Origin of the sequence: Paraburkholderia aspalathi (assembly GCF_900116445.1) — a bacterium.
Lineage (GTDB): Bacteria > Pseudomonadota > Gammaproteobacteria > Burkholderiales > Burkholderiaceae > Paraburkholderia > Paraburkholderia aspalathi.
The window spans coordinates 422,447-445,073 of the sequence record NZ_FPBH01000002.1 but is presented as its reverse complement, the minus strand read 5'-3'; the positions used below and the strand labels follow the sequence as shown (position 1 = coordinate 445,073).

General features: G+C 59.2%; 21 protein-coding genes and 2 pseudogenes. 18 read left to right on the top strand and 5 right to left on the bottom strand.

Features of this window, described 5'->3' with window-relative positions; genetic code table 11:
• The first annotated feature begins 8 nt into the window (after positions 1-8).
• From BM438_RS04640 to BM438_RS46100, 7 genes and pseudogenes are all read left to right on the top strand, one after another.
• Positions 9-911 (top strand): dihydrodipicolinate synthase family protein, encoded by a 903-nt coding sequence (locus BM438_RS04640; RefSeq protein WP_093633129.1) that lies wholly within the window; start codon positions 9-11, stop codon positions 909-911.
• A 49-nt stretch (positions 912-960) separates the two neighbouring features.
• Positions 961-1,959: a 4-hydroxyproline epimerase gene (locus BM438_RS04635; protein ID WP_093633128.1), complete on the top strand. Its 999-nt coding sequence runs from the start codon at positions 961-963 to the stop codon at positions 1,957-1,959.
• Positions 1,960-2,005: 46 nt separating this feature from the next.
• Entirely contained in the window at positions 2,006-3,241 is a 1,236-nt protein-coding gene (locus BM438_RS04630) for a metal-dependent hydrolase family protein (protein WP_093633127.1), read from the top strand.
• Between the two features lie 133 nt (positions 3,242-3,374).
• Positions 3,375-4,052 carry a GntR family transcriptional regulator gene (locus tag BM438_RS04625; RefSeq protein WP_234486766.1) on the top strand — a complete coding sequence of 226 codons (678 nt, stop codon included), beginning with the start codon at positions 3,375-3,377 and terminating at the stop codon, positions 4,050-4,052.
• A gap of 371 nt (positions 4,053-4,423) precedes the next feature.
• Complete coding sequence (locus tag BM438_RS04620; RefSeq protein WP_093633125.1) at positions 4,424-5,326, top strand: dihydrodipicolinate synthase family protein; 903 nt, start codon at positions 4,424-4,426, stop codon at positions 5,324-5,326.
• Between the two features lie 33 nt (positions 5,327-5,359).
• A pseudogene (locus tag BM438_RS04615) lies at positions 5,360-6,928 on the top strand (aldehyde dehydrogenase (NADP(+))); the annotation flags it as partial.
• 168 nt (positions 6,929-7,096) lie between these two features.
• The gene (locus BM438_RS46100) at positions 7,097-7,483 is read left to right on the top strand and encodes a cupin domain-containing protein (protein ID WP_244179256.1); all 387 of its coding nucleotides are present in this window, start codon (positions 7,097-7,099) and stop codon (positions 7,481-7,483) included.
• 80 nt (positions 7,484-7,563) lie between these two features.
• Here BM438_RS46100 and BM438_RS04610 read toward each other — a convergent pair whose 3' ends face one another.
• The 3 genes from BM438_RS04610 to BM438_RS04600 all read right to left on the bottom strand — a co-directional run bounded on the left by BM438_RS04610 (position 7,564) and on the right by BM438_RS04600 (position 9,914).
• Positions 7,564-8,034, bottom strand: coding sequence for an aconitase X swivel domain-containing protein (locus BM438_RS04610; RefSeq protein WP_093633123.1), 471 nt, complete (start codon positions 8,032-8,034; stop codon positions 7,564-7,566).
• A 10-nt stretch (positions 8,035-8,044) separates the two neighbouring features.
• Complete coding sequence (locus BM438_RS04605) at positions 8,045-9,301, bottom strand: aconitase X (RefSeq protein WP_093633262.1); 1,257 nt, start codon at positions 9,299-9,301, stop codon at positions 8,045-8,047.
• Between the two features lie 211 nt (positions 9,302-9,512).
• Positions 9,513-9,914, bottom strand: a complete 402-nt coding sequence (locus BM438_RS04600) for a MarR family winged helix-turn-helix transcriptional regulator (RefSeq protein WP_200619878.1) — start codon at positions 9,912-9,914, stop codon at positions 9,513-9,515.
• Positions 9,915-10,001: 87 nt separating this feature from the next.
• On the opposite strand from BM438_RS04600, the gene BM438_RS04595 reads away from it, so the two are divergent.
• The 3 genes from BM438_RS04595 to BM438_RS04590 all read left to right on the top strand — a co-directional run bounded on the left by BM438_RS04595 (position 10,002) and on the right by BM438_RS04590 (position 12,182).
• The gene (locus BM438_RS04595) at positions 10,002-10,367 is read left to right on the top strand and encodes a hypothetical protein (protein ID WP_093633121.1); all 366 of its coding nucleotides are present in this window, start codon (positions 10,002-10,004) and stop codon (positions 10,365-10,367) included.
• Positions 10,368-10,531: 164 nt separating this feature from the next.
• Positions 10,532-10,696 (top strand): hypothetical protein, encoded by a 165-nt coding sequence (locus BM438_RS45345; protein ID WP_167378297.1) that lies wholly within the window; start codon positions 10,532-10,534, stop codon positions 10,694-10,696.
• A gap of 262 nt (positions 10,697-10,958) precedes the next feature.
• Complete coding sequence (locus BM438_RS04590) at positions 10,959-12,182, top strand: porin (protein ID WP_093633120.1); 1,224 nt, start codon at positions 10,959-10,961, stop codon at positions 12,180-12,182.
• 28 nt (positions 12,183-12,210) lie between these two features.
• On the opposite strand, the gene BM438_RS04585 is transcribed toward BM438_RS04590, so the two are convergent.
• Positions 12,211-12,915, bottom strand: a complete 705-nt coding sequence (locus BM438_RS04585; RefSeq protein ID WP_093633119.1) for a TetR/AcrR family transcriptional regulator — start codon at positions 12,913-12,915, stop codon at positions 12,211-12,213.
• 286 nt (positions 12,916-13,201) lie between these two features.
• Here BM438_RS04585 and BM438_RS04580 point away from each other — a divergent pair, with 286 nt between their 5' ends.
• The 8 genes and pseudogenes from BM438_RS04580 (at position 13,202) to BM438_RS04545 (ending at position 21,243) form a co-directional block, all read left to right on the top strand.
• Positions 13,202-14,407, top strand: coding sequence for an alpha/beta hydrolase (locus tag BM438_RS04580; protein WP_093633261.1), 1,206 nt, complete (start codon positions 13,202-13,204; stop codon positions 14,405-14,407).
• A gap of 26 nt (positions 14,408-14,433) precedes the next feature.
• Positions 14,434-16,128: an AMP-binding protein gene (locus BM438_RS04575; RefSeq protein WP_093633118.1), complete on the top strand. Its 1,695-nt coding sequence runs from the start codon at positions 14,434-14,436 to the stop codon at positions 16,126-16,128.
• A gap of 5 nt (positions 16,129-16,133) precedes the next feature.
• On the top strand, positions 16,134-17,003 hold the full coding sequence (locus BM438_RS04570; protein WP_093633117.1) for a VOC family protein: 870 nt from the start codon (positions 16,134-16,136) through the stop codon (positions 17,001-17,003).
• Entirely contained in the window at positions 17,000-18,157 is a 1,158-nt protein-coding gene (locus BM438_RS04565; RefSeq protein ID WP_093633116.1) for an FAD-dependent monooxygenase, read from the top strand. The genes BM438_RS04570 and BM438_RS04565 overlap by 4 nt, the downstream gene beginning before the upstream one ends.
• Positions 18,154-18,627: an acyl-CoA thioesterase gene (locus BM438_RS04560; RefSeq protein ID WP_093633115.1), complete on the top strand. Its 474-nt coding sequence runs from the start codon at positions 18,154-18,156 to the stop codon at positions 18,625-18,627. Before BM438_RS04565 ends, BM438_RS04560 begins: the two co-directional genes overlap by 4 nt.
• Before the next feature lie 117 nt (positions 18,628-18,744).
• Positions 18,745-20,007, top strand: a complete 1,263-nt coding sequence (locus BM438_RS04555; RefSeq protein WP_093633114.1) for an MFS transporter — start codon at positions 18,745-18,747, stop codon at positions 20,005-20,007.
• A gap of 57 nt (positions 20,008-20,064) precedes the next feature.
• Positions 20,065-20,259 (top strand): annotated as a pseudogene (locus tag BM438_RS04550) (LysR family transcriptional regulator); the annotation flags it as partial.
• Between the two features lie 75 nt (positions 20,260-20,334).
• Positions 20,335-21,243: a PTS sugar transporter subunit IIA gene (locus BM438_RS04545; RefSeq protein ID WP_093633113.1), complete on the top strand. Its 909-nt coding sequence runs from the start codon at positions 20,335-20,337 to the stop codon at positions 21,241-21,243.
• Between the two features lie 40 nt (positions 21,244-21,283).
• On the opposite strand, the gene BM438_RS04540 is transcribed toward BM438_RS04545, so the two are convergent.
• Positions 21,284-22,501: an FAD-dependent monooxygenase gene (locus BM438_RS04540; protein WP_093633112.1), complete on the bottom strand. Its 1,218-nt coding sequence runs from the start codon at positions 22,499-22,501 to the stop codon at positions 21,284-21,286.
• Positions 22,502-22,627: the final 126 nt, after the last annotated feature.

Sequence of the window (22,627 nt, the reverse complement as noted above, 5' to 3'; positions counted from 1 at the left end):
GTATAGCCATGCAAGTCAACTGGAAAGGTGTGTTCCCCGCTGCCACGACGAAGCTGAAGGACGACGGTTCTCTCGATCACGAAGCGATCAAGGCAGGTCTGAACCGCCTCATCGACAGCGGTGTCGGCGGCGTCGTCATGATGGGTATGGTCGGTGAGAGCGCCCAGCTCACGGCGGAAGAGAAGCGCACGGTAATCAAGCTTGCCGTTGAAACCGTGAACGGACGCGTGCCGGTCATTGCGGGCCTCGCCGAAGCCACGACGGCAAACGCAGTCCAGTACGCGAAGGACGCTGAAGCACTCGGCGTTCAGGGCCTGATGGTTTTTCCTGGTCTCACGTACAAGTCCGACGCCCGGGAAACGATTGCCTTCTACAGGACCGTCGCTCAGGCGTCCACGCTCGCGATCCTGCTCTATAACAACCCGCGCGGATATGGCGTGGACCTGACGCCGGATGTGGTGGCGCAACTGCTGGAAGAGCCGACTATTGAAGCCATCAAGGAAGAGTCGTATGACACAACGCGCGTCACCGATCTGATCAGCCGTTTCGGCGACCGTCTTGCAGTCGTGTGCGGTGTCGACGATCTGGTGCTCGAGTCGGTTGCACTTGGCGTGACTTGCTGGGTCTCTGGCATGGCCAACGCAGTTCCGAAGGAATCGGTTGAATTGCTGAATCTGGCCGTTGCTGGTGACTACGAAGGGGCCCGCAAGCTGTACCGTGCACTGATCGACCTGTTCCATCTGGATACGCACGTGAAGCTCGTTCAGTACATCAAGCTGGCCGAGAACATCACGGCCGGATATTCGGAAACTGTGAAAGCTCCGCGACTGAAACTCGAAGGCGAAGAGCGCCAGAAGGTCGTCGCAATCGTAGAGAAGACGCTCGCCAACGTGCGTGCCCTGTCGAAGTAATGCGGATGGGTCTGACCTTTTTGCATGAAATTCTGGATGGAGCAGGGTTATGAAATCGACGTTCTTTTGCATCGACGGACATACGTGTGGCAATCCGGTCCGGGTCGTCGCAGGAGGCGCGCCGCGGCTGGAAGGCGCGAACATGATCGAGCGACGCGCACATTTTGAGCGCGAGTTTGACTGGATCCGGACATCGCTCATGTTCGAACCTCGCGGCCATGAAGTAATGTCGGGCAGCATTCTCTATCCGCCGACCCGTTCCGACTGTGACGTTGCCATCCTGTTTATTGAGGTCAGCGGTTGTCTGCCGATGTGTGGCCACGGCACCATTGGGACGGTAACAACAGCCATCGAGCACGGTCTGGTGCGCCCGCGTGAAGCTGGTGTGCTGCGTCTGGACACGCCAGCTGGTCTCGTGGTTGCGCGCTACAAGATGGACGGGGACAACGTCGACTCCGTGCAACTCATCAATGTTCCGTCGTTTCTTCATTCGACGGACCTGACGGTTGACGTCGAAGGGCTCGGCGAAATCCGCTTCGATGTCGCATACGGCGGAAACTTCTATGCGATAGTCGAGCCGCAGAAAAACTTCGGTGGCCTCCACACACTCAAGCCTTCGGATATCCAGCGTCTGAGTCCGATTCTGCGCCAGAAAGCGAACGAGAAATATCAGTTCATTCACCCCGAGAAGGCAGAAATCCGTGGTCTGAGCCACGTGATGTGGACAGGCGAACCGACAGTCGAAGGTGCAAGCGCACGCAATGCTGTGTTCTACGGTGACAAGGCCATCGACCGGTCGCCTTGCGGCACTGGGACGTCCGCCCGAATGGCACATCTGGTCGGCAAGGGCAAACTTAAGATCGGTGAACGTTTTGTTCACGAAAGCATTATTGGAACGCTCTTCAATGGTGTGCCTGAAGAAGCGACCAGGGTGGGTGAATTCGACGCGATTATTCCGAGCATTGAAGGTTGGGCTCGGGTGACGGGACACAACACGATCTTTGTCGATGACCGCGATCCGCTTGCCAAAGGCTTTTTGCTGAAGTGATCTGCCGCGGCCCGTGGGTCGCTCAAAAATCAGCTGGGGAATTGAAATGTTGATCCTGAAAAACGCACGCGTTCTGGACGTGAATCACGAAAACGACACGGCCCGCTATTCGATTGTCGTGGACGGAGAGGTCATCAAGGACGTCACCCGCGAACCGGTGTCGATAGATGGCGCGCAGGTTATTGACGTTGGGGGCAAGACGGTCATGCCCGGCATGATCGACTGCCATGCGCACGTTATTGCATCGGTTGCGCACCTTGGGAACAACGGGCGTTTGCCGAACACCTTTGCCGTCTTGCGGGCCGTGCCGATCCTGAGCGGTATGCTCAACCGGGGCTTCACAACCGTGCGGGACGCCGGCGGCGCCGACTACGCGCTCTCGCGTGCAATCGAGGAGGGCGTGATCGCCGGACCGCGCTTATTCGTGGCCGGTAAAGCGCTGTCGCAGACGGGCGGTCATGGCGACTTCCGCGAGCGCTTCGACAACTCCGATCCTGACCCCTGTGGTTGTCACCGCAATCTCGGGGCAATCGGGCGAATCGTCGATGGTGTGGACGACGTACGCAAGGCTGTCCGCGAAGAGATGCGCGCCGGCGCACACCACATCAAGATCATGGCGTCAGGCGGCGTTGCGTCGCCAACGGATCCGATTGGGAACCTGCAGTTTTCCGTCGACGAGGTCAAGGCGATCGTAGAAGAGGCAGCGTCGCACCAGACTTACGTCATGGCGCATGCTTACACAGGCAAAGCGATCGCTCGCGTCGTGAAGCTCGGGGTACGTACGATTGAGCACGGCAACCTGATCGATGCCGAGGCGGCGGCTGTCATGGCCGAGTTTGGAGCGTTTGCGGTGCCGACGCTCGTTACCTACGACGCGATGAACAAGGTCGGTGCGAAGGCCGGCGTGGCAGAAAGTGCTCTTGCTAAAAACGAGAACGTTCGGATTCAAGGCCTGAAAGCACTCGAGCTACTCAAACGTAACGGGGTAAAAATGGGTCTCGGTACCGATCTGCTGGGCGACATGCACGAGTATCAAAGCGATGAACTGATGATCCGTTCAGAAATTCTTGGTGCTTTCGAGACAATCTGTCAGGCCACGGTGGTGGGTGCCGAAATCGTTGGACAGCAGGGCCGTCTGGGAGTCGTCGCCCCGGGAGCCTTCGCTGACCTGCTCGTTGTTGACGGTGATCCGCTAAGAGATATCAGTGTTCTTACCGGGCAGGGTGAGCGCATCGCTGGTGTGATGAAAAACGGCGCGTGGGTAAGGAAAGCGTTGCAGTGACGCAGCGCCGGCCATTGGATTTTGTATCCGAAAGCCGATGCCGTGGTAGCATGCTCACAGTATCCTGAATCCTTTACTGAAACTGATCATGCCCCCGGTAGCCGCCAAACGTCGTACCAAAGAAGCGTCCACGATGAGCGAAGTTATCGCGGACGAAAGCACGCGCAAGATTGTCCGCCCAACTACAGTCGAACTCGTCACAACGGCGGTTCGGCAGCGAATCCTGAGCGGCGACCTGGCTCCGGGTGAACCATTGCGGCAGGAAGCGCTCGCCGAGGAACTCGGCGTCAGCCGCGTTCCTATCCGTGAGGCCATCACCCGTTTAACGGCAGAGGGGTTGCTGACCAATGTCCCCCACAAGGGCGCCTACGTCTCCGAACTGTCGATAGACGAAGTGAAGGAGACGTTCGACATCAGGCTACGTCTTGAACCGTGGATCTTTTCCGAAGCTATTCCGCGCATTAGCGAGGCCGAGATGGGCAAGGCGGAACGGCTTGTCAAGGAAATGGACAAGGCGGACTCGGGTGTCTGGGGGCAGTTGAACTGGCGTTTGCACGAAACGCTTTATCTGCCTGCGCAGCGGGATATCACGCTGCAGATGTTGCGGGTCTTGCATGACCGCTGCGATCGGTATTTCCGCTTTCAGGCCGTGCAGGTGCCGATCCGCGAACAGTCGCACGACGAGCACATGGCCTTGGTCCAGGCATGCAGGAAGCGCGACGCGAAGCTTGGGGCCAAACTGCTGGAGCAGCACGTCAAGACGGCCGCACAGCAGATCATGTCGGTTGTTGACGCGGTGGTAACGCGCTGATTGCGCTAGCCATCGTCTGTCATTCTTCATCCCGTCTACCCTTTGACAAGCTGAGAGCGCACATAAATTACAGAACGCGCTCTCTTCTTTCGTGCGAGTTATGGTTAGCTATCCATATTGAAAATGACTCGCCGTTCAGGCTTGCGTTTTGACGTCCATGCGTCGTAAACGCGGTGTATCGTCCAGGGTAAACCTCTAGAATCCTCGGCTTTGTTTCGTGCTTTAATTCTGAACATTGGATCCAGGATACTAAATAACTTCTCTTAAATGCTGCAGGTGTCGCAGCATTTTTTTGAGTGTCTTATTTGGATCCAATATACACATTATGCGCGAGGCGTCACGGACCCTCGGCTTTAGAGAAGGAATGGATCATGGCTATCAACTGGCAAGGCGTCTTCCCCGCAGTTACCACCAAACTGAAATCCGACTTCACGCTCGACATCGAGGCTATCCGCGCTGGACTTGAACGCCTGATCGCGAATGGTGTCAGCGGTGTGGTGATGATGGGCATGGTGGGCGAGAACGCACAACTCACACCGGAAGAAAAACTGACGGTCCTGCGTACGGCGAAAGAGGTGATCAAGGGCCGCGTGCCCATCATTTCGGGCCTGGCTGAAACGAACACCGGGAACGCCGTGGCGTATGCCAAGGAAGCCGAAAAGATCGGCATCGATGGCTTGATGGTCTTCCCGGGCTTGACCTACAAGTCGGATGTTCGTGAAACGGTGGCTTTTTACAAGACCGTTGCGCAGGCATCCAGCCTTGATATCCTGCTGTACAACAATCCGCGTGGCTATGGGGTGGACCTGACGCCTGGCGTCGTCGAGCAACTGCTCGAGGAACCCACCATTGTGGCAATCAAGGAAGAGTCGTACGAAACTACGCGTGTGACCGATCTGATCAGCCGGTTCGACGGCCGCCTTGCGGTGGTCTGCGGTGTTGACGATCTGATTCTTGAAAGTGCCGCACTGGGCGTAACGGCATGGGTCTCAGGGATGGCGAACGCGCTGCCCAAGGAATCGGTCAACCTTCTGAATTTCGCAGTCAAGGGTGATTTCGTGTCAGCACGCAAACTGTATGCCGCCCTGACTCCTCTGTTCCACCTCGACACCGTAGTGAAACTGGTCCAGCACATCAAGCTCGCTGAGCACATCATCACGGGTTCGGCGGAAACCGTGAAACCACCGCGCCTCGATCTGGTAGGCGAAGAGCGCGAGACCACCATCGCCATCACGCGCAAGACGCTGGAAGACCTCAAGGCACTCGGTTATTAAGGAAGGCCTCGGTCCTTTTTTGAGGATATCGACATGACCATTACTGGCGACATGCTTATCGGCTTTTCGGCGGTGCGTGGCACCGAAGGCAGCCAGCGCGCGTTCAATCCCGCAAGCAACTCGGAGATTTCGGAGCCATCCTTCGGTATGGGTGGTGCCGCGGAAGTGGAGCGCGCAGCCTCTCTGGCGGCTCAGGCCTTCGACGTTTTCCGGAACGTCACGCTAGCGAAACGTGCCGCATTTCTGGACGCAATTGCCGACAATATCCTCGGCATCGGAGATGAGCTGATCGAACGGGCACATGCGGAGACCGGCCTCCCGATTACGCGTTTGCAGGGTGAGCGCGGCCGGACTGTCGGTCAGCTACGCCTTTTTGCGAAGGTCGTCCGCGATGGGCATTTTCTCAGTTCGACGATCGATCACGCACAGCCTGAGCGGCAGCCGCTCCCTCGTGCGGACTTGCGCCTCGCGAAAGTGCCGGTTGGTCCCGTCGCGGTGTTTGGCGCGAGTAACTTTCCACTTGCGTTCTCAGTTGCGGGAGGCGACACCGCTTCGGCACTCGCAGCCGGCGCACCGGTAATCGTGAAAGCACACGGCGCGCATCTTGGAACGTCAGAATTGGTAGGGCGCGCAATCCAGAAAGCAGTCAGGGGGCATGGATTGCCGGAGGGCGTGTTTTCGCTGCTTTTTGGCGCTGGCCGCAAACTCGGGGAAGCGTTGGTCGCGCATCCGGTCATCAAGGCAGTTGGGTTCACGGGTTCCCGTCAGGGCGGCCTCGCGCTTGTGCGAATCGCGAACGCTAGAGCCGAACCTATTCCTGTCTACGCCGAAATGAGCAGTATCAACCCGGTGTTTCTGTTCCCCGGTGCACTAGCGAGCCGCGCCGAGGCGATCGGGAAGGCCTTCGCGGATTCGTTGACGCTGGGTGCTGGGCAGTTCTGCACGAATCCAGGCCTGGTTCTGGCGATTGACGGTCCGGACCTTGATCGATTCATCAAGGCTGCAGGTGAATCGTTGGCGGCAAAACCGGCACAGACGATGTTGACACCCGGAATCTTCGATGCCTTCCGCAGTGGAGCGCAGAAGGTCGATGGGGTTCAGGGCGTGACGAAGGTGGCACAGGGCGTGTCGGCGGGCGAATTTCCGAATGCCGCGCAGGCTGCCCTGTATGTGACCGATGCTCAACGCCTGCTGGCTACGCCCGAGCTCGAAGCAGAGATGTTTGGCCCGGCGTCTGTGGTGATTCGTGCACGCGACTTTGATGAACTGCTTTCGGTCGCGGAACACGTGGAAGGGCAGCTTACCGTCACTCTGCAGATCGACGCTGTGGACTATGCAGACGCGCAGCGCCTGTTGCCGATTCTTGAGCGCAAGGCCGGCCGTATCCTCGCCAACGGTTTCCCGACGGGGGTGGAAGTCTGCAATGCGATGGTTCATGGCGGCCCCTTTCCGTCCACATCGAATCCGATGTTCACGTCGGTGGGCGCGACGGCGATCGACCGGTTCCTGCGACCTGTGTGCTATCAGGATCTGCCGGATGCATTGCTGCCGGCTGCGGTGAAAGAAGCCAATCCATTGGCCGTTTGGCGTCTGGTTGACGGAGAACTGACAGGTGGAGCACGTGACAACGGAGACTCCGTGGTAGGTCCAGGCGACAGTGGTAGCAAGCCGCAGTTCCTGATCGTCTATCCGCGCAACGAGGAGAGCTACTGGCAACCGGTGCCGGCAAATGGCTATGCAGCCGTTCACGTTGCGCCCCACCTTGTATCGATGCAACGCCCGTTTTCGGCTGGCACGCAGACCGTGCCGCCGGGTGGCTTTGTTCGTCTGCACGCGCACGCCGAGTCTGAAGAGGTGCTTCACTTCATCCGAGGCAAGGGCAAGGCGGTTGTGGAAGGGCGCGATTACCTGATCGAGCCAGGTATGACAATTTTCCTGGGTCCACAGCAATCGCATACGTTGATAAACGAAGGAACCGAAGATTTGCACTGGGCGTGGTTCTTCCTGCCATCAGGTCTCGAGACCTTTTTCAAGGCCATCGGACGGCAGCGTAGTCCCGGCGACGACGCTCCTGATGCGTTCGAGAGACCTGAGAACGTCAGCGCGATTGAAGCGAGCACAGGATTTTCGCCGGTGACCCAGAAGCGCCTGGGGTAGGGTGCTCGCGACGACAGTTTTCTCTTGCTTCTCGGGTACAACTAGTTTCGTTTATACGACCGAGCCGCATGCCGGAATCACTATGGCTTGCGGTTCCCATCACGTTCACTGTCGGTGACGTAAATTCTCGCGGGGCGCGACGTATCGCCGGCGTCAATCTCCAGTGTTGCGGTGACAGACGCAATTTGCGCAAACACGTCTTCGCCAACACTCACGACGGGTACGTTCAGGGCATAGAGTTCGTTGGCGGCAATAACGCCGATGGCAAGAATCAGGTCGCGTTCCGCCAGTACGATGCCGCTGGGGCCAGTGCGGTTGCGCAATGCTTCAGCCAGCACGCTGCTGCTGGAGCTGGACCCGCGCGCCCGCGGCATCACAAGTATCCGATCTTTCAGGCTTTGTCCGTAGCCCGCATGTGTCTTGTCGATGATCATCCCGTTTTCAGCGTCGTAGCCGCCCCAGAAGCTCAGCGGGGGCAGCGCGATTGCGAGGCCGCTTGCTCGCCCCGGCACGAGGACCTGGCCGTCAAGCTCGAGAGTGGGCGGGATCATGGTTGTAGCTTTAGCAGGCCAGTTCATCAATGCAAACTCTCCCTTCGAAGGCGGAGCGAACACATTCGGCCATGCTCCCGAACGCGACTGTGACGCCGATGTTCGCAGGGGCATAGTGAGCCCACTTCCCTGAGTTGGTCATTACCAGTCCGTTGATCTGTTTCATCACGGGAGTGATGTAGGTACATGTGTCCACCACAATCTGAACGCCACGCGAGGCCAGTCGTTGGGCGAGTCCTTCCTCTTCGATCTGCCAGAGAACATAACGACTCGTATTGACATAGAAGCCGCATCGGAGCGGCCCTGTGTGTGATTCGAACAGTTTGGCGAGCCGGTGGAACTCGTCGACCGAAAAATGTGGTGTTCCCAGGCTGATCGCGGCGAGTGGCCCACTGGAGCGAGCATCGTTCCACTTACGATGGATCGCAGCAAGGTCAGCCTCGCTTACAATAATCGTCTGCTCCGGCTCGCCGCCCTGTAGCGCGGCGTCAAGCGTCGGAGCTTCTGGGGTAATTCCTACTGCGTGAAAGAGCGCCACTGAGCCGCTGGATGCAGCCGCGGCGCCAAGAGATTTCAATTCGTCTTCTGTCGTGTCCGCAGGTAATCCGGTGATCGCGGCTACCGTCGCTCCAGCTTTAAGGCCGAGAAGAAAGCCGAGAGCGGCGAAATAGGCGTCGCGCCGCGGTGAATCACTGAGGTTGGGCGTTGCGAACACAACATGGGCGGCCCGGTTTTCGGTGACATGCAGTCCGGCATACGGGACGCGGCCAGTAATTGCTGCCGCGAGATCGAGAAAATCGCCGTAGCGGCTCGTCCGGGCGCCCAAAACTGAGTTGGCGAAAACGATCGCATTCGATTCAGCCCAGGCGATCTGATCGCCCAGGTGTGGGCGGTGCTTGAGCTGGTACGGTGCGCACGTGAAGGTCGCCTCGCATCCGAGTTCCAGATGTGCCTCCATAAGGCGCTTTGCTGCGTTCGCAGTTGCCGGTTTGCCGCGATACAACTCCGGGTGTATGAGGTCGAGCGATCCGACATTGAGCGTGGTCGGAACGGCGACCCGCGTTCCGGATGCGACAAAGCGCTCGACGAAATCGAGACTCACGGATCCGTGGTACAGACACCCGTCGATATGAGCGGAGGAAATGTCGACAAGTCTTTGAGCGTTCATCACATGCGCCGTGGCGACGACGATACGCATCGCAAGCGCTGCACCATCACCCAATTCGCCGCTCAGCATCGCTTTGTCACGAACTGATAGTTCAAGCACTGTCGCCTCTTTGTTGTGGTTACTCGCAACAGGAATCAGGATACCCCACGTTCGCATTGACGAGCGCGTATGGCCACATAGGTGTTCACCGAATTTGGTGCCGCGCATCGAACTTCCGGGTTCGGCGAGGAGCGTACACTCCTTGGCGGTTCCATGCGACAACTCGAATGGCCGAGATGCTCAAAAAAGCGGATTGCGGTGGACGAAGATGTCAGCCCTGCTGCAACGAGCGAGTGGCCAGCTTTCTCAAGAGTTGATGCAGCGTATCCCGCTCGGTTTTCCCAAGAGAATCGAGTATTGCGTCATCTACCTGTTGGGCGATTGCTGTCGCTTGCTGCAGCATTGCCGCGCCTTTTTCTGTAAGTTCGATCGCGTATCGACGCCGGTCCGTTTCATCCGCGATCCGATTGATTGCGCCGAGTGCTTCCAGATCGTCGATCATTGTGACGATCGCGCTCGGCACGAGGTTCAAAGCCTGCCCGAGCGCCAGTTGCGATGTCATCGGCATGCTGCGGATTGCGGCGAGCAGGCCGCAATGCTTCGGACGAATCCCTATCGAACGCAACCGTTGGGCGAACTGCTCGGTCACTGCCTGTCCGAGCTTGCTTAACATGTATCCCGAAGTATCGGTCAGATGGCTTGACGGTTTCATCTGTACATATTACATTGCCCATATAATTCACATAGAGAACGATTCTTTATGAGCACAAAATTCGCGTTCTATGTTTGCGCAACCATCACCAGTATCAACGCGCTGGTCAGCGCAGCGTTCTCGCTGGCAATGGTCATCGGGCAACCGGCGGTTCACATTGCAGCAATGTACGGCGTCGCCCGTAGCGTACCTCTTGCTATTGCAGCGCTGATTGCGTTTGCCATGCGCTCTCGCTCAGGTGTCACCGTTCTGGCGCTGCTGTTGGGATCCATACAAGCCTGTGATGCTCTAGTCGGATGGTTTTCACATGACGTCATGAAAACGATCGGGCCGGTGACGCTCGCGGCGTTGACCATCTTGTCAGTGATATTTCTCGTTCGCACGATCCGGCAGAATTCCACCGTGCCGCGGTGAGACCCGCGAATCTGCCTGGACATGGAAAGGGATAGGGTGATTGGATTTCGCGGACTCCGTTCGGAGTGCCATCAATTGCATAACGCTGGATCGGTGTTTTGGCTCATGAACGAGCTACTATATTCACCACCGCGCCTTCAGTCGAATACTTGCGAAACATGACAATGCATCCCGATCCCCGCCTCGCCATTCTTGCCGACCTTGAAGCTGTCGAGGAAATCGTTCGACAGGCCTACTCGCCTTATATCTCTCGTATCGGTTATGCCAAAACGCACCGGGCGGAGGAGAAAGGTTTAAAGCGGGTATTCATGGTTAAGCACCTGGCCTGATCATTGATGATGTCGGTCCCACGTGAATTCTTCTCACGTCGGTGAGCGGGTGGCCCAGCCCGCCAATCAAGGGTTTCTCCGCATCTGCCAAAGCCAACTAAAGTATTGACAGGGATGGCAATTATGCTAGCCTTGCGTTAATTGATTGACTATCAATTAACGTGGGACGCAGGGGATCTCGCACGCTCCGCGGATCACGAAACCGGATTCGCCAAGGTCACGTCAATTATAAATAGTATGACTAACAAAATTGGAGATGCAGATGAAGAGTTGTTGCCTGGCATTGCCGCTTGCGCTGACCTGTCTGGCTGCGCACGGACAAAGCAGCGTGACCCTCTATGGGATCATCGATCTAGGTTTGACCTATACAAATAGCGCACAGACCCGGAAGGTGGCCGGAGGCCCTGTCGGTGCGAGTCAGTTCGCCTTGACGGATGCGCACGCCACAGGTCTTAGCGGCAGCCGGTGGGGCTTGCGCGGAACGGAGGATCTGGGCGGCGGGCTAAAAGCGATTTTCGTGCTTGAAAACGGTTTCTTCGCCAACAACGGAACGCTGGCGCAAGGCGGTGCCGAGTTCGGCAGGCAGAGCTGGGTTGGGTTGTCGTCGCCGTATGGCACCGTGACCATCGGACGACAATACGATCCCTACATCGAATTCCTGCAACCGCTTGCGGCCTCCGGGACTTTCGCAGGCTACATGGGCTCCCACCCGGACGATCTCGACAATCTCACCAACACGAACCGCACCAATAACTCGATCAAATTCACGACAGTGAAATACGGCGGCTTCAGTGCGGGCGGCCTTTACAGCCTTGGCGGTGTTGCAGGGAATGCAACGCAGAACCAGATCTGGTCACTCGGTGCCGGCTATTCAAATGGCCCTGTTTCGATTGCAGCGGGTTACTTCAACGCACGCGACCCGAACGTGTCCCTTTACGGCAATACACCGAACAAGGGCGTTGCGACGGTAAACAATATTGGCTCGTTTGGCTCCGCGACGAGCGCAGAGTCTATGCCCGTCTACGCCGGTTATGCGTCGGCCAAAACGACCCAATTCGCCGGTGCGGCGCTCGCCTATACCGTGGCGAGCACGACAATCGGCATCGTCGTTACCAATACACGCTTCGAGAATCTGGGCTCGACTATCGGGCCGAATCCTCTTAAATACACCGGCAACGCGAACTTCACGAACGCGGAGCTTAGCGTACGCACTTACGTCACGCCGGCTTTGCTCGTCGGCACCGCGTTCGATTACACCAAACGCAATTCGGTCAACGGCGACGGCGGCGCCAAATATCTGCAACTCGATTTCGGCGCTATCTACAGTCTCTCGAAGCGCACTGATCTTTATGCTCTGACGGTCCTGCAACGCGCGACGGGAGTGGACTCGCTGGGACAGGCATCGGTTGCGAGTATCAGTGGATTCACGCCGTCAGCCACCAACAGCCAGATCGGCGCGCGGCTTGGCATCCGGCACAAGTTCTAGGCGCTTGCGGATAAGGCGGCTTGCCGCCTTATCTTGCCTTTTTCTTGCTGGCTGGACGCACGGATGCGGTCTTCAGGGTATTCGTATTCGCCCATTGCTCGAAACCATCGAGCAACAGCCGCAAGCCCTCCTGGAACGCCTTGTCGGAGTCGAGCGATGCAAACGCGGGACCCACCGCAGTGGCCGCCGGGTAGCGCTCTCGCGAAACGCTGGCGAACTTGTCGAGAATGAAACCCTTGTGTTCGGCTGGTGCCTGTCGGCCGGCCACGGCGACGCTGCTCGCGAGCAGGAACTGGGCTAGCAGGTGATAGGCGAGCGCTGCCGAATCGGTCGTGAATCCGCCCTGCAGGAATGCTGAAACGATGTGGTCGAACAACACCATGCCGTAGTCGGTCTCGCCGGCGGGCACCTCCTGAAACAGGCGAAAGCGGTTATGCGACACCACGTACAGGCTGATACCAGGCCATTCTGTCGCGAGCGAAAACGTGACGTCGGAGATACCCTCGACGTCAGCTCGCCAGTCCCCCGTCAGTGGGGCGAGCCTTTCCACGCGCTCCCGATAGTACTTGTTCAGCACCCCGGAGATGAGATCGTCGCGGCTGCCCAGGTAGTAGTGGATCAGGCCCGGGGCGACGCCGAATTCCTTGGCGAGCTGGACCATCGATATCTGGTCGAGTGACATGCGCTTCGCCATTTCAGCGGCGCGGTCGATCAACACGTTGCGCGAGAGCATCGGCTCGGCGCCGATCGGAGATTCGACACGTGGAGGGCGCCCTCGCCGACGCGGCGTTGCTTCCGTTTGCAAGACTGGTTTTGCTTTTCTTTCCATGCTGTTGTGCGAGCGTTCACGCGGGAGATTCAGTGTCGTGCAAGCTTACACGCAATATTTAATTGACACTATATCAAATAAAGCCTAACCTAATTGATAGGGGTGTCATTTAAAGGAGATGGGCGTGGAACAGGCAGTTCTTCCTCAGGTCACCGCGGGCCTACGCGGTGCAAACTGGGATCCGGCGCTGATGCGCCGGCCCTACACAGTGGTCCCGTATTCGCTTCAAACCGCCGACGGTCAGGCGACACTCGGCTTTCTCTTCACGAGAACGGGCAAGGAGACGTGCGTGGTCTCGATCATGCATCCGCGGGAAATGTCGGTAACGCACTACCTTGTGCCGACGATTCTCGACGCGGGTTGCGCATGCTGGGTGCAAGGCCCGCGCTCGATCGGAAACGACCTGCGCCTGGAACATGAGATTGCTCTGTTCGATGTCGCGGCCGGGATGTCGCATCTTCGTCAGTCGGGGTATGAGTCAATCGTCATGCTGGGCAATTCCGGCGGTGCGGCGCTCTATGCCTTTTATCATCAGCAGGCGATGCTTCCCCCAGAGCAGCGGATCGCAAAAACGCCGGGGGGCCGGCCGACCGGCCTGGACAAGCTCCCCATGCAAAGTGCCGATGGATTCGTATTCGTTTCGCCCCATCCGGGCCAGGGCGCGCTTCTGATGAGCGGTATCGATCCCAGCGTTATCGACGAAAGCGATCCGATGGCGATTGACGAGTCACTGGACCCGTTCTCGGAAGCCAACGGATATGACCCGCGAACCCGCCAGGCGCGATATTCCCCGCAGTTCGTGAGTCGCTATCGGGCGGCGCAGCGTCAGCGCGTAGAGCGTATCGACGGCATCGCTCGCGCACTGATCGAGCGGAAACAGCAGGCACGCGCGCGCGTGAAAACCGGCTCCGCAACCATGAACGACAGGCGCCTTGCTGCCTATGCTCCGATTTTCCAGGTCTGGCGAACGGATGCGGATCTTCGGTCGTGGGACATCAGCATGGATCCATCCGATCGCGTGACCGGTTCGCTTTGGGGTAGCGATCCCTTTACTTCGAATTGGGGAAGCGTGGCTTTCGCTCGCACGGTGACGCCGGAATCATGGCTTTCGACATGGTCCGGCATCTCGTCGAATGCGTCGCTCGAGAAATGCGCGCCCTCCATCAACCGTCCGATTTTGCTGATTGAATATACGGGCGATCAATGCACCTTTCCCGCGGACATCGACGCGATTTACGCATTGCTCGGCAACGACGACAAGCAGCGCGTCAGGGTGAAAGGAAATCATCACGGCATGGCGCTGGCGCCCGACGAGGAATCGGGGCGTGTGGTCGCCGGACGCGTTATCACGGCCTGGTTGAAGAAGCGTTTCGACCCAACACAAAACAACGCATAGGCCGCGGAGGAAACATGGAGGAAGTCATGCAAAGGAAAATGTATCGGCCACGCACCGCGCTTGAAGGCGTACGTTACCAGGACCCGGCGACGCTCGAGCGCTACGTAACCCAAGGTGTGTTGCCCGAGCAAAGTCTCGCCGCGGCGCTGCGCGAAGCATTTGAAAAGCACGCTGACCGGATGGCGCTGCTCAGCCCGGAGGGAAACATCAGCTATCGTGAGCTGGATGATCTGACCGACCGGTTCGGTGCTTCGCTGCTGAAGATGGGCGCGCGGCCACTCGATCGCGTCGTCATGCAATGCGGCAACTGCAACGAGTTGCTGATCGCATTTTTCGGCTGCCTGAAAGCGGATCTGATTCCGATATGCGCGCTACAGGCGTTCCGCCGTCATGAGATCTCGTATCTGGCCAATCTGGCCGCTGCACGGATTCATCTGGTCCAGGGCGATGATCCGAAATTCGACGACGTCGCCTTCGCCGAGGAAATGCAGTCGGTAGCGCCCAGTCTTTCCATCGTCGTTCAGGCACGAGGCGAACAGCGCGGCATCGCGCAGACGCTCTGGTCCATGATCGCCGGTATGCCACGCGATGAAGCTCGTACGTATCTGTGGGGCGTCGACCACGACCCCTTTCAGGCGGCTGTTTTCCAGTTGTCCGGCGGCACCACGGGCGTGCCAAAAATCATTCCCCGCTTTCAGAACGAATATCTGCTGAACATGCGACTGGTGGGTGCGTGGAATCGGTACACCCAGGACGATGTCCTCTTCATGCCAACACCGCTGATGCACAACATGAATATGGTGTGCTTCTTCGGCCCCATCCTGCTCACGGGAGGCGCCGTGGTCGTTTGTCCCGACATCGCGGAGCCTACGTTGAGGCAAGCGATCCGTGACTATGATCCGACCTGGTATGGTCTTGCCGGCCCGATTTACTCGCGCATTGCCGAAGAGCTCGTGGCCGCAAGGCCGGACGTGAAACTCAAACGCAAACTGACTGCGCCGAAGAATGCCTCGGGTCTGTCGACGGCTTTGGGCTCGCCGTGCTATCACATCTTCGGCATGACCGAGGGGGTGATCATGTTCGCTCGTGAGGGCGATCCGCACTACGTACTCGATGAGTCCGTCGGCCGGCCGGTTTGCGAATGGGACGAAGTGAAGATCGTCGAGCCTGGCACTGAAGACGAAGTCCCGGATGGCGAAGTCGGCGAGGCGTTGTTTCGCGGCCCGTACACGATTCGCGGCTACTACCGGTCCGAAGAGCAGGACGTCCATCGATTTACCGCCGACGGGTTCTATCGCTCGGGTGACCTGATGAAGGCCGAGGTCATAGACGGCCAGCGCTACTTCTTCTTCCGCGGCCGCACCAAGGACGTGGTCGATCGCGGCGGCGAGAAGATCAACGCCGAAGAACTCGAGAACCTGATCAACCGGCACCCTGCTGTGCTGGCCTCGGCCGTGGTCGGCATGCCTGACCCGGTGTACGGCGAGCGCGTCTGTGCGTTCGTCGTGCCGCGCCTGACGGGCGCCACGATCGGGTTGTCCGCGCTCACAGCCTTCCTGGAACAGGAAGGCGTCGCAAAGTTCAAGTGGCCCGAGCGCATCGAGAACGTTTCTGAGTTTCCGGTCACCGCATCCGGAAAGCTCAGCAAAGTGCTGCTTCGTAACGGACTGATTGAGCGGCTTCAGGCCGAACAGTCCGCCAGCAACGTTTCCAACGGATAAATGTCATGACCCAAAGTTCTTTGAATAGTCTTGCGCAACCGGTGCTGCGCGGCGTCCATCACACTGCTCGTCCTACCTGGAAGCTCGAAGAGACCGTGCATTTCTATCGCGACCTGCTCGGCCTTCCGTTGTTGCATGCCATCTCGGCACGAGGCTGGGGGCCGGTGGATCACGCCGACTTTCTGCACTTCTTTTTCGATAGCGGTAACGGCAGCACGATTGCGTTCTTCTACTACATCGGCACTGAGCAACCTGCACATCTCGAACCGTCCGAGCACTATCAGAGCCGTGCGACGCACACGGCATGGCAGGTCAAGGATGATGGGGAATTGAAGGCTTGGCGCGACCGGGTCGAGGCCGTCGGCATACCGCTGCGGTATCAGGTGCGTCATGAAGTGATCGAATCGATCTACTTCAACGATCCCAACGGTTATCCGATCGAAATCACGTACCAAACCCGGCCGTTCGACTCGGCCGACGCCAATGACGCAACCCGTACGATCGAAGCCGCGATCGATCAGGAGCGTGCAGCTGCAACAGGCGAAGCGTTCCCTTCGATCGATGCAGTATGGCAACGGAAGGGCGGCGCGCTCGACGCATCGGCCGCGGCGACAGATGTCGCGTCGATTTTTGTGCTCGACGTGCCTGAGTTTCGCCCGCTTGTCGATGTCGCGTCCAAAGACGCGAGATACCGGACGTCGGCAGTCGACGGCAATTACATCCGCATCGATGGCAATCCCACCTTGCAATTCTCGCGCAAGGAACTCGGTTTCAAGCCGGCCGTCTGGTACGGCGCGTTGACCGGGGGCTTACGCGGGCACATCGAGCGTTTCGATGCTGACCTACTGGTCATCGAACCGTCGGAGCGGCCATGAAAATCGATATCGTGGGCGGAGGCCCGGCGGGCCTGTTCCTTGCCATTCTTGTCGCGCGCAAAGTGCCCGACGCGCAGTTGCGCATCTACGAACAGAACCCGCGTGAGGCGACCTTCGGCTTCGGTGTGGTACTGGCCGACGCAGGGCTGGCAAAGCTCAACGACGCGGCCCCGGATGTCTGCGCCGACCTGGTCGCCGAGATGACGTTCAGCGCGCGCCAGACAATCGTATCGAGCAAGACGCCGATCACCGTGCAACGTCCGGGGCAGGGCGGCGGCGCCATCCCTCGCATCGCCTTGCTGTCGGTCTTGCAGCGATACGTGGAGGACCTCGGAATCGAGATCGAGTACTGCTCGCGAGTCGATGATATCGACGCACTGGACGGTGATCTGATCGTCGGTGCCGATGGTGTGAACTCACGCGTGCGAAGCGTCGCTGAGGAAAGTTTCGGGACTTCCCGCTATTCGCTCGCGAATCACTTTGCGTGGTACGGCGTGGGTCGTGCGTTCGAGTGTCCGGCGCTGATATTCCGCAAACATGCCGGCGGATACTTCGTCGCGCACTACTACCCGTATTCGGATTCGATGAGCACGTTCGTCGCCGAGTGCGATCACCGCACATGGATCGATCTCGGCATGCAGGCGATGACCGACGATGCCCGCAAAAAGCTGTTCGAGGAAGTATTTGCAAACGAACTATCAGGCGATCCGCTTATCTCGAACAATTCCAACTGGCGCCAGTTTCCGGTGATACGCAACGCGAACTGGCACGCGGGCAACCGGGTGCTGATCGGCGACGCACTCGCGAGTGCCCATTTCTCAATAGGCTCGGGCACGCGCATCGCCATGGAAGACGCCATCGCACTCGCCGAGGGAATTGCGCTCCATCCCGACAATGTCACCGCAGCGCTGGCGTCCTATGTCGATCTGCGAGAACCTCGCAAGCGCTCGTTGATCGAGGCGTCCAAGGCATCGTTCGAGTGGTATGAACGCATTCGCGAGTGGATGGACGGCTATTGTCCGCACGAATTCATCTATCAGTTCATGACACGGACGGGACGTGTGGATGGATTGAGGCTTCGCGACCAGTACCCCGAACTGTTCAAGGAGTTGGAAAACGCCGGCGTCGCGGTTGAGGTGGAGCGCCTGCCATGATCCACAGCAGCGAATACGTATTGAGCGATGAGCCCTTCGTGATCCGGCGGACCGTACGCTGGAGCGATTGCGATCCCGCGGGCGTCGTCTATACCGGCCAGTTCTCGACGTATGTGCTCTCAGCCGTCAGCCTGTTCAGCGACCACATGGCGGGTCGTGCCGGCAAGTCGCTTGGACAGGCACACGGGGTGGGCACGCCTTGCCGGGGCATGTCGCTCGATTTCATCAAGACGCTTTGGCCGGGCGACGAGATCGATATCGAATGTTGGATCGGCGAGATCCGCACGCGCTCGTACGACATCCACTGTCACGCTTGCACGCTGAATGGCGAACCGGTTTTCGACGCACGTTTTTCCCCCATTTGCGTGCGCACCGATGTGCGCGTGGCGACGGACATCCCCCCTTCTTTGCGTGCCGTTCTCAGCCGGCACGCCCGAATCACACCCGAATTCAAAGAAGCGCAGACATGAACCATCGCATTGCCGGGCGCGGGTGTTTATCCCGGCGATGACAGCGGGCTTTCATGCGTCACGGAGCGGCGCGTGCGCAAGACACGCGTCCAGACAAGAACTACGTGGAGACAGACAATGACACAGCACGCAACGGAAGCAGGCGGGCGGCAGATATATATCGTGACCGTGATTGGCGTCGCGCTCGGCATGGCGTTCGGCTTTGCCGCCATCTTCATTTCGACCAACGGCGTGTTCATACCAGCCGTTGTGCGTGATTTTCACTGGGGACGTGCCCAGGCAGCAGAGTCTTACGCGGCATCCATGCTCGGACTTGCAATTGTCAGTCCTCTCGTGGGCACCCTGATGGACCGCTTCGGCGTGAGGCGTGTGGTGTTGGCATCAGCGTTCGTCTTCGCGCTGGCACTTGCGTGCATGGGCTTGCAGGATGGGCATCCGGTCTGGTGGATCGTGCTCTCGCTCGTGATCGGCATGTCGGGCGCCGCGACCTCCGTTCTCGGCTATCTCGCGATATTGCCGCAGTGGTTTGATCGGCGGCTGGGCCTTGCCATTGGTCTCGCAATGGTCGGACTAGGGATCGGGACCATCGTGATGCCTGCGCTGTCGCAGTTCCTCATCACCGGCATTGGCTGGCGTGGAGCGTATCAGGTGCTCGCGGGCATGTCGCTCATGGGCGCACTGATGGCGTTCGCGCTGACGAAGGAGAAGAAGGGGGGCAGCACGACATCACGCGAGCACGCCAGGGACATGAATGTCGACGATGCCTCACCCCACGCCGGTACGAAGCTGTTGCGCATTGCCGTGATCTTTCTCTCGGCGTTTCTTGCCTCGACGGCGGTACTGTCGCTTGGCCCTCATCTTCCTGCTCTTCTGATCGATCGCGGCATATCGGCTCACGATGCGGCGCGCAGTGCCTCGCTCGTAGGATTCGGCATTCTCATCGGCCGGCTTGCGTCCGGCATACTGGTGGATCGTGTGCACGCACCGATTGTCGCGTGCCTCTTCTTCGCAGCCGGCGCTACCGGATTTGTTCTGCTAAAGCAGTTCGACAGCTACCCCAGCGCACTGTGTGCCTCGGTGCTCGTCGGGCTTGCAGTCGGCGCAGAGGGCGACCTTCTCTCGTATATGGTTCGCTCGTATATCGGTCTGAAACGCTTCGGCCTGTTTTACGGGATCGCGTTTTCGGGCTACGCATTTGGCGCCGTGCTTGGACCGATCGCAGTCGGGCGGTATTTCGACTTGCGGCACAACTATGGACTACCGCTGCAAGCCGCGCCGTTTCTGCTGCTTGCCTCCGGCGTTCTGCTGCTGTCGCTTGGCAGCTATGTGAAGCCCGGAACACGGGTTGGCGGTGCCCTGAAACACGCAGCGGTCGACTGACGTGTCAATGCGGAAGCCCTCCGTACTGGAGGGTGTTGATGCGGGCTTGCGGGTCTCGGATTGATACAGGGCAGCACCTTTATACTCGACGCTCATGTGCGTGCCGGCCGATTGAGCAAGGTTCTGAGAGGCTATCCGTTAGATCCTCGCCCTGTGTCCATTGTGTATATGCCCAATCGAACCAGGCCAAAACGGGTCGACATTTTCATCGACTGGTTAGTCGATTTGTATTCGGTTCATCTCGACGACTAATTTCACCCAGTGATTTTTACGCCAAGTTAATGGCGATCCGGCTAACCTGATAGCAGATAACGCATAGGAGCCGCTATGACTCGCGCGCTGGTTGGTCTACGGACTCTTCTCGGACTGAGTAAAACGCTGCCCCATGGCCGGTCGCGGGCCGCACCCGGCCGCAATGTGATGATGCGCGTCACCCTGGACGCCCAACACGCCACGCCGTTGCGCCAGGCGCTGATCCGCGATTGCGGCGATCAGCAATGGACCATTCGCGTTGCGCCGCTGCACGGAACGGGCCGCGTGCGGCTATCGCTCTACTTGCCCAAGGAGGCAGTCAACGGCGCAATGCAACGCCTCGCGCATCTGGCGCCGGCCGCCGAGGTGGGGCAACTGCTTGAAATTCCCGATGCGCCCACGGAGGCCTGGCGGGATTTGATGGATGGCGGCCCGCAGCCGCGCGCCGACTCGCCCGCCGATGACGCTGAAGCAGCCGAAAAAGGTGACACCCTTGCGCAACTGCTTTCGCCACATCATGTTCTGCTTGGTCTGAATGCGGCTGATCGGGAAACATTGTTCGCCCAGTTCGGCCGTTTCTTCGAACAGCACTATGGACTACCGGCAACGTCCGTGACTGCGGGGCTCGCTGCACGTGAAGCGCTAGGCTCGACTGGCCTCGGTCAGGGCATTGCCGTTCCGCACGGTCAAATACGAACGCTGCGCCAGGCCATGGCATTTTACGTTCGGCCCGTGGAGCCGATTCCGTTCGATGCTCCAGACGGCAAGCCGGTGAGCGACGTGGTCGTGCTGCTCGTCCCGGAATGGGCGAACAGCACGCATCTGCGGCTGCTGGCCGATGTCGCGCAGCGCTTTTGCGATCACCGGTTCCGCGAGCTGCTGCATGGCTGTCTCGAGCCGCGGGCTGTGTGCCAGTTGTTCGCAAGCTATGAGGAGGCGGATAGTGCGGAGCGCGCCACTCCGCACGGCGGTTACGCCGCGTAGCGACTTTCACACGCGCAGGAATCGCTTAAGCAGCGCTTGCTCAAAGCCAGGTGCCACCCTGCCGTTCACTCGGCTCTTCTGTGAGCGCATCGAAATCGTGAATCCAGTCCAGGTGGTTCAGCACACTGTCGCGCGCACCGAGGCGGGCGTTGCGGGCCTGCGCGGCCGGCCCGTCGGGCAAATGCAGCACATCCGCCGTGGTGATCGACGCGTACTGCACCTTGCGCGTGCGGCCCCGGCGCAAGCGCTCGTAGGCTTCCTGCGCCTCGCGCCAATTGCCTGGACCCGCTGAGCCCAATTGAGCGGCCAGCACCACGGCATCTTCAATCGACTGATTAGCGCCCTGGCCGTGATGCGGCACAAGCGCATGCGCGGCATCGCCGATCAGCGTCACGCGGCCTTTGCTCCAACGGCCGAGCGGAGGACGGTGGAACAATCCCCAGCGCTGACTGATGGGCACGGCCGTAATCATCTGCACGATGGCCGGATGCCAGTCCTTGAAGAGGCGGAGTTGTTCGCCCTCGCTGGCGGGCATGACCCAGTCGCGTACCGGCCACGGCGATGGATGACGCTCGACCAGCAGGAAATTCTGGTCGCCTTTGTCCCCGATGGGGTAGTGCAGCAGATGGCCGCCGGGCCCGACCCAGAACTGAATCGTCTCGGGATCGGGCAGCAGGTCCATGCGTTCAGCCGGCACCACGCCGCGAAAGCCCGAGCAACCTGAATACAAGGCGTCGTCATAGCCAAGCATCCAGCGCCGCGTGATCGAGCGCGCGCCGTCGGCGCCGATCACGAGGTCGGCGTCGATGCGCTGACCGTTATCGAACGCTAGACTCACGCGATCCGGGTGCTGCACGAGATCGACCAGCCGATGGCTGAGCTTGATGCGTTCAAGGCCGACAGCTCTCGACAGCACCGCCTGCAGATCAGCACGATGAATGCCCCAGTACGAGCCGCCGAACAGCTCGCGAGAGCTGGGCGTGCCGCGATGATGGCCGATGACCTCGCCGCTGCGTCCGTCGCGATAGACGAGGCCCGGCACCTCCGCGCACACCTTCTCGAAGTCCGCACGCAATCCCATGCGTTCGTAGAAGCGCGTCGCGTTGGCCGAGAGCGCGACGGCCGCGCCCACTTCGCGCAGCTCGTCGGTCTGCTCGTAGAGTTGCGCATCGATTCCGCGCTCGCGCAGCGCGAGCGCAAGCGTAAGGCCGCCGACGCCGGCGCCGACGATCGCAATCTTCAGATCCATCTGCTTCATGACTGTGTCTCCAATATCCAGATTTATGGTGTGGGCCGCCATGGCATTTCCGGACGCCATGTCGAATGCGGGTGCCGTGTCAGTATTTTCAGCACTAGACCTTCATTCCTCAATAAGATGAAATGA

Coding starts and splice junctions, on each gene's coding strand:
- BM438_RS04640 (WP_093633129.1), top strand. CDS start 9: ATGCAAGTCAACTGGAAAGGTGTGTTCCCCGCTGCCACGACGAAGCTG.
- BM438_RS04635 (WP_093633128.1), top strand. CDS start 961: ATGAAATCGACGTTCTTTTGCATCGACGGACATACGTGTGGCAATCCG.
- BM438_RS04630 (WP_093633127.1), top strand. CDS start 2,006: ATGTTGATCCTGAAAAACGCACGCGTTCTGGACGTGAATCACGAAAAC.
- BM438_RS04625 (WP_234486766.1), top strand. CDS start 3,375: ATGAGCGAAGTTATCGCGGACGAAAGCACGCGCAAGATTGTCCGCCCA.
- BM438_RS04620 (WP_093633125.1), top strand. CDS start 4,424: ATGGCTATCAACTGGCAAGGCGTCTTCCCCGCAGTTACCACCAAACTG.
- BM438_RS46100 (WP_244179256.1), top strand. CDS start 7,097: ATGCAACGCCCGTTTTCGGCTGGCACGCAGACCGTGCCGCCGGGTGGC.
- BM438_RS04610 (WP_093633123.1), bottom strand. CDS start 8,034: ATGATCCCGCCCACTCTCGAGCTTGACGGCCAGGTCCTCGTGCCGGGG.
- BM438_RS04600 (WP_200619878.1), bottom strand. CDS start 9,914: ATGTTAAGCAAGCTCGGACAGGCAGTGACCGAGCAGTTCGCCCAACGG.
- BM438_RS04595 (WP_093633121.1), top strand. CDS start 10,002: ATGAGCACAAAATTCGCGTTCTATGTTTGCGCAACCATCACCAGTATC.
- BM438_RS45345 (WP_167378297.1), top strand. CDS start 10,532: ATGCATCCCGATCCCCGCCTCGCCATTCTTGCCGACCTTGAAGCTGTC.
- BM438_RS04590 (WP_093633120.1), top strand. CDS start 10,959: ATGAAGAGTTGTTGCCTGGCATTGCCGCTTGCGCTGACCTGTCTGGCT.
- BM438_RS04585 (WP_093633119.1), bottom strand. CDS start 12,915: ATGCTCTCGCGCAACGTGTTGATCGACCGCGCCGCTGAAATGGCGAAG.
- BM438_RS04580 (WP_093633261.1), top strand. CDS start 13,202: ATGCGCCGGCCCTACACAGTGGTCCCGTATTCGCTTCAAACCGCCGAC.
- BM438_RS04575 (WP_093633118.1), top strand. CDS start 14,434: ATGCAAAGGAAAATGTATCGGCCACGCACCGCGCTTGAAGGCGTACGT.
- BM438_RS04570 (WP_093633117.1), top strand. CDS start 16,134: ATGACCCAAAGTTCTTTGAATAGTCTTGCGCAACCGGTGCTGCGCGGC.
- BM438_RS04565 (WP_093633116.1), top strand. CDS start 17,000: ATGAAAATCGATATCGTGGGCGGAGGCCCGGCGGGCCTGTTCCTTGCC.
- BM438_RS04560 (WP_093633115.1), top strand. CDS start 18,154: ATGATCCACAGCAGCGAATACGTATTGAGCGATGAGCCCTTCGTGATC.
- BM438_RS04555 (WP_093633114.1), top strand. CDS start 18,745: ATGACACAGCACGCAACGGAAGCAGGCGGGCGGCAGATATATATCGTG.
- BM438_RS04545 (WP_093633113.1), top strand. CDS start 20,335: ATGACTCGCGCGCTGGTTGGTCTACGGACTCTTCTCGGACTGAGTAAA.
- BM438_RS04540 (WP_093633112.1), bottom strand. CDS start 22,501: ATGAAGCAGATGGATCTGAAGATTGCGATCGTCGGCGCCGGCGTCGGC.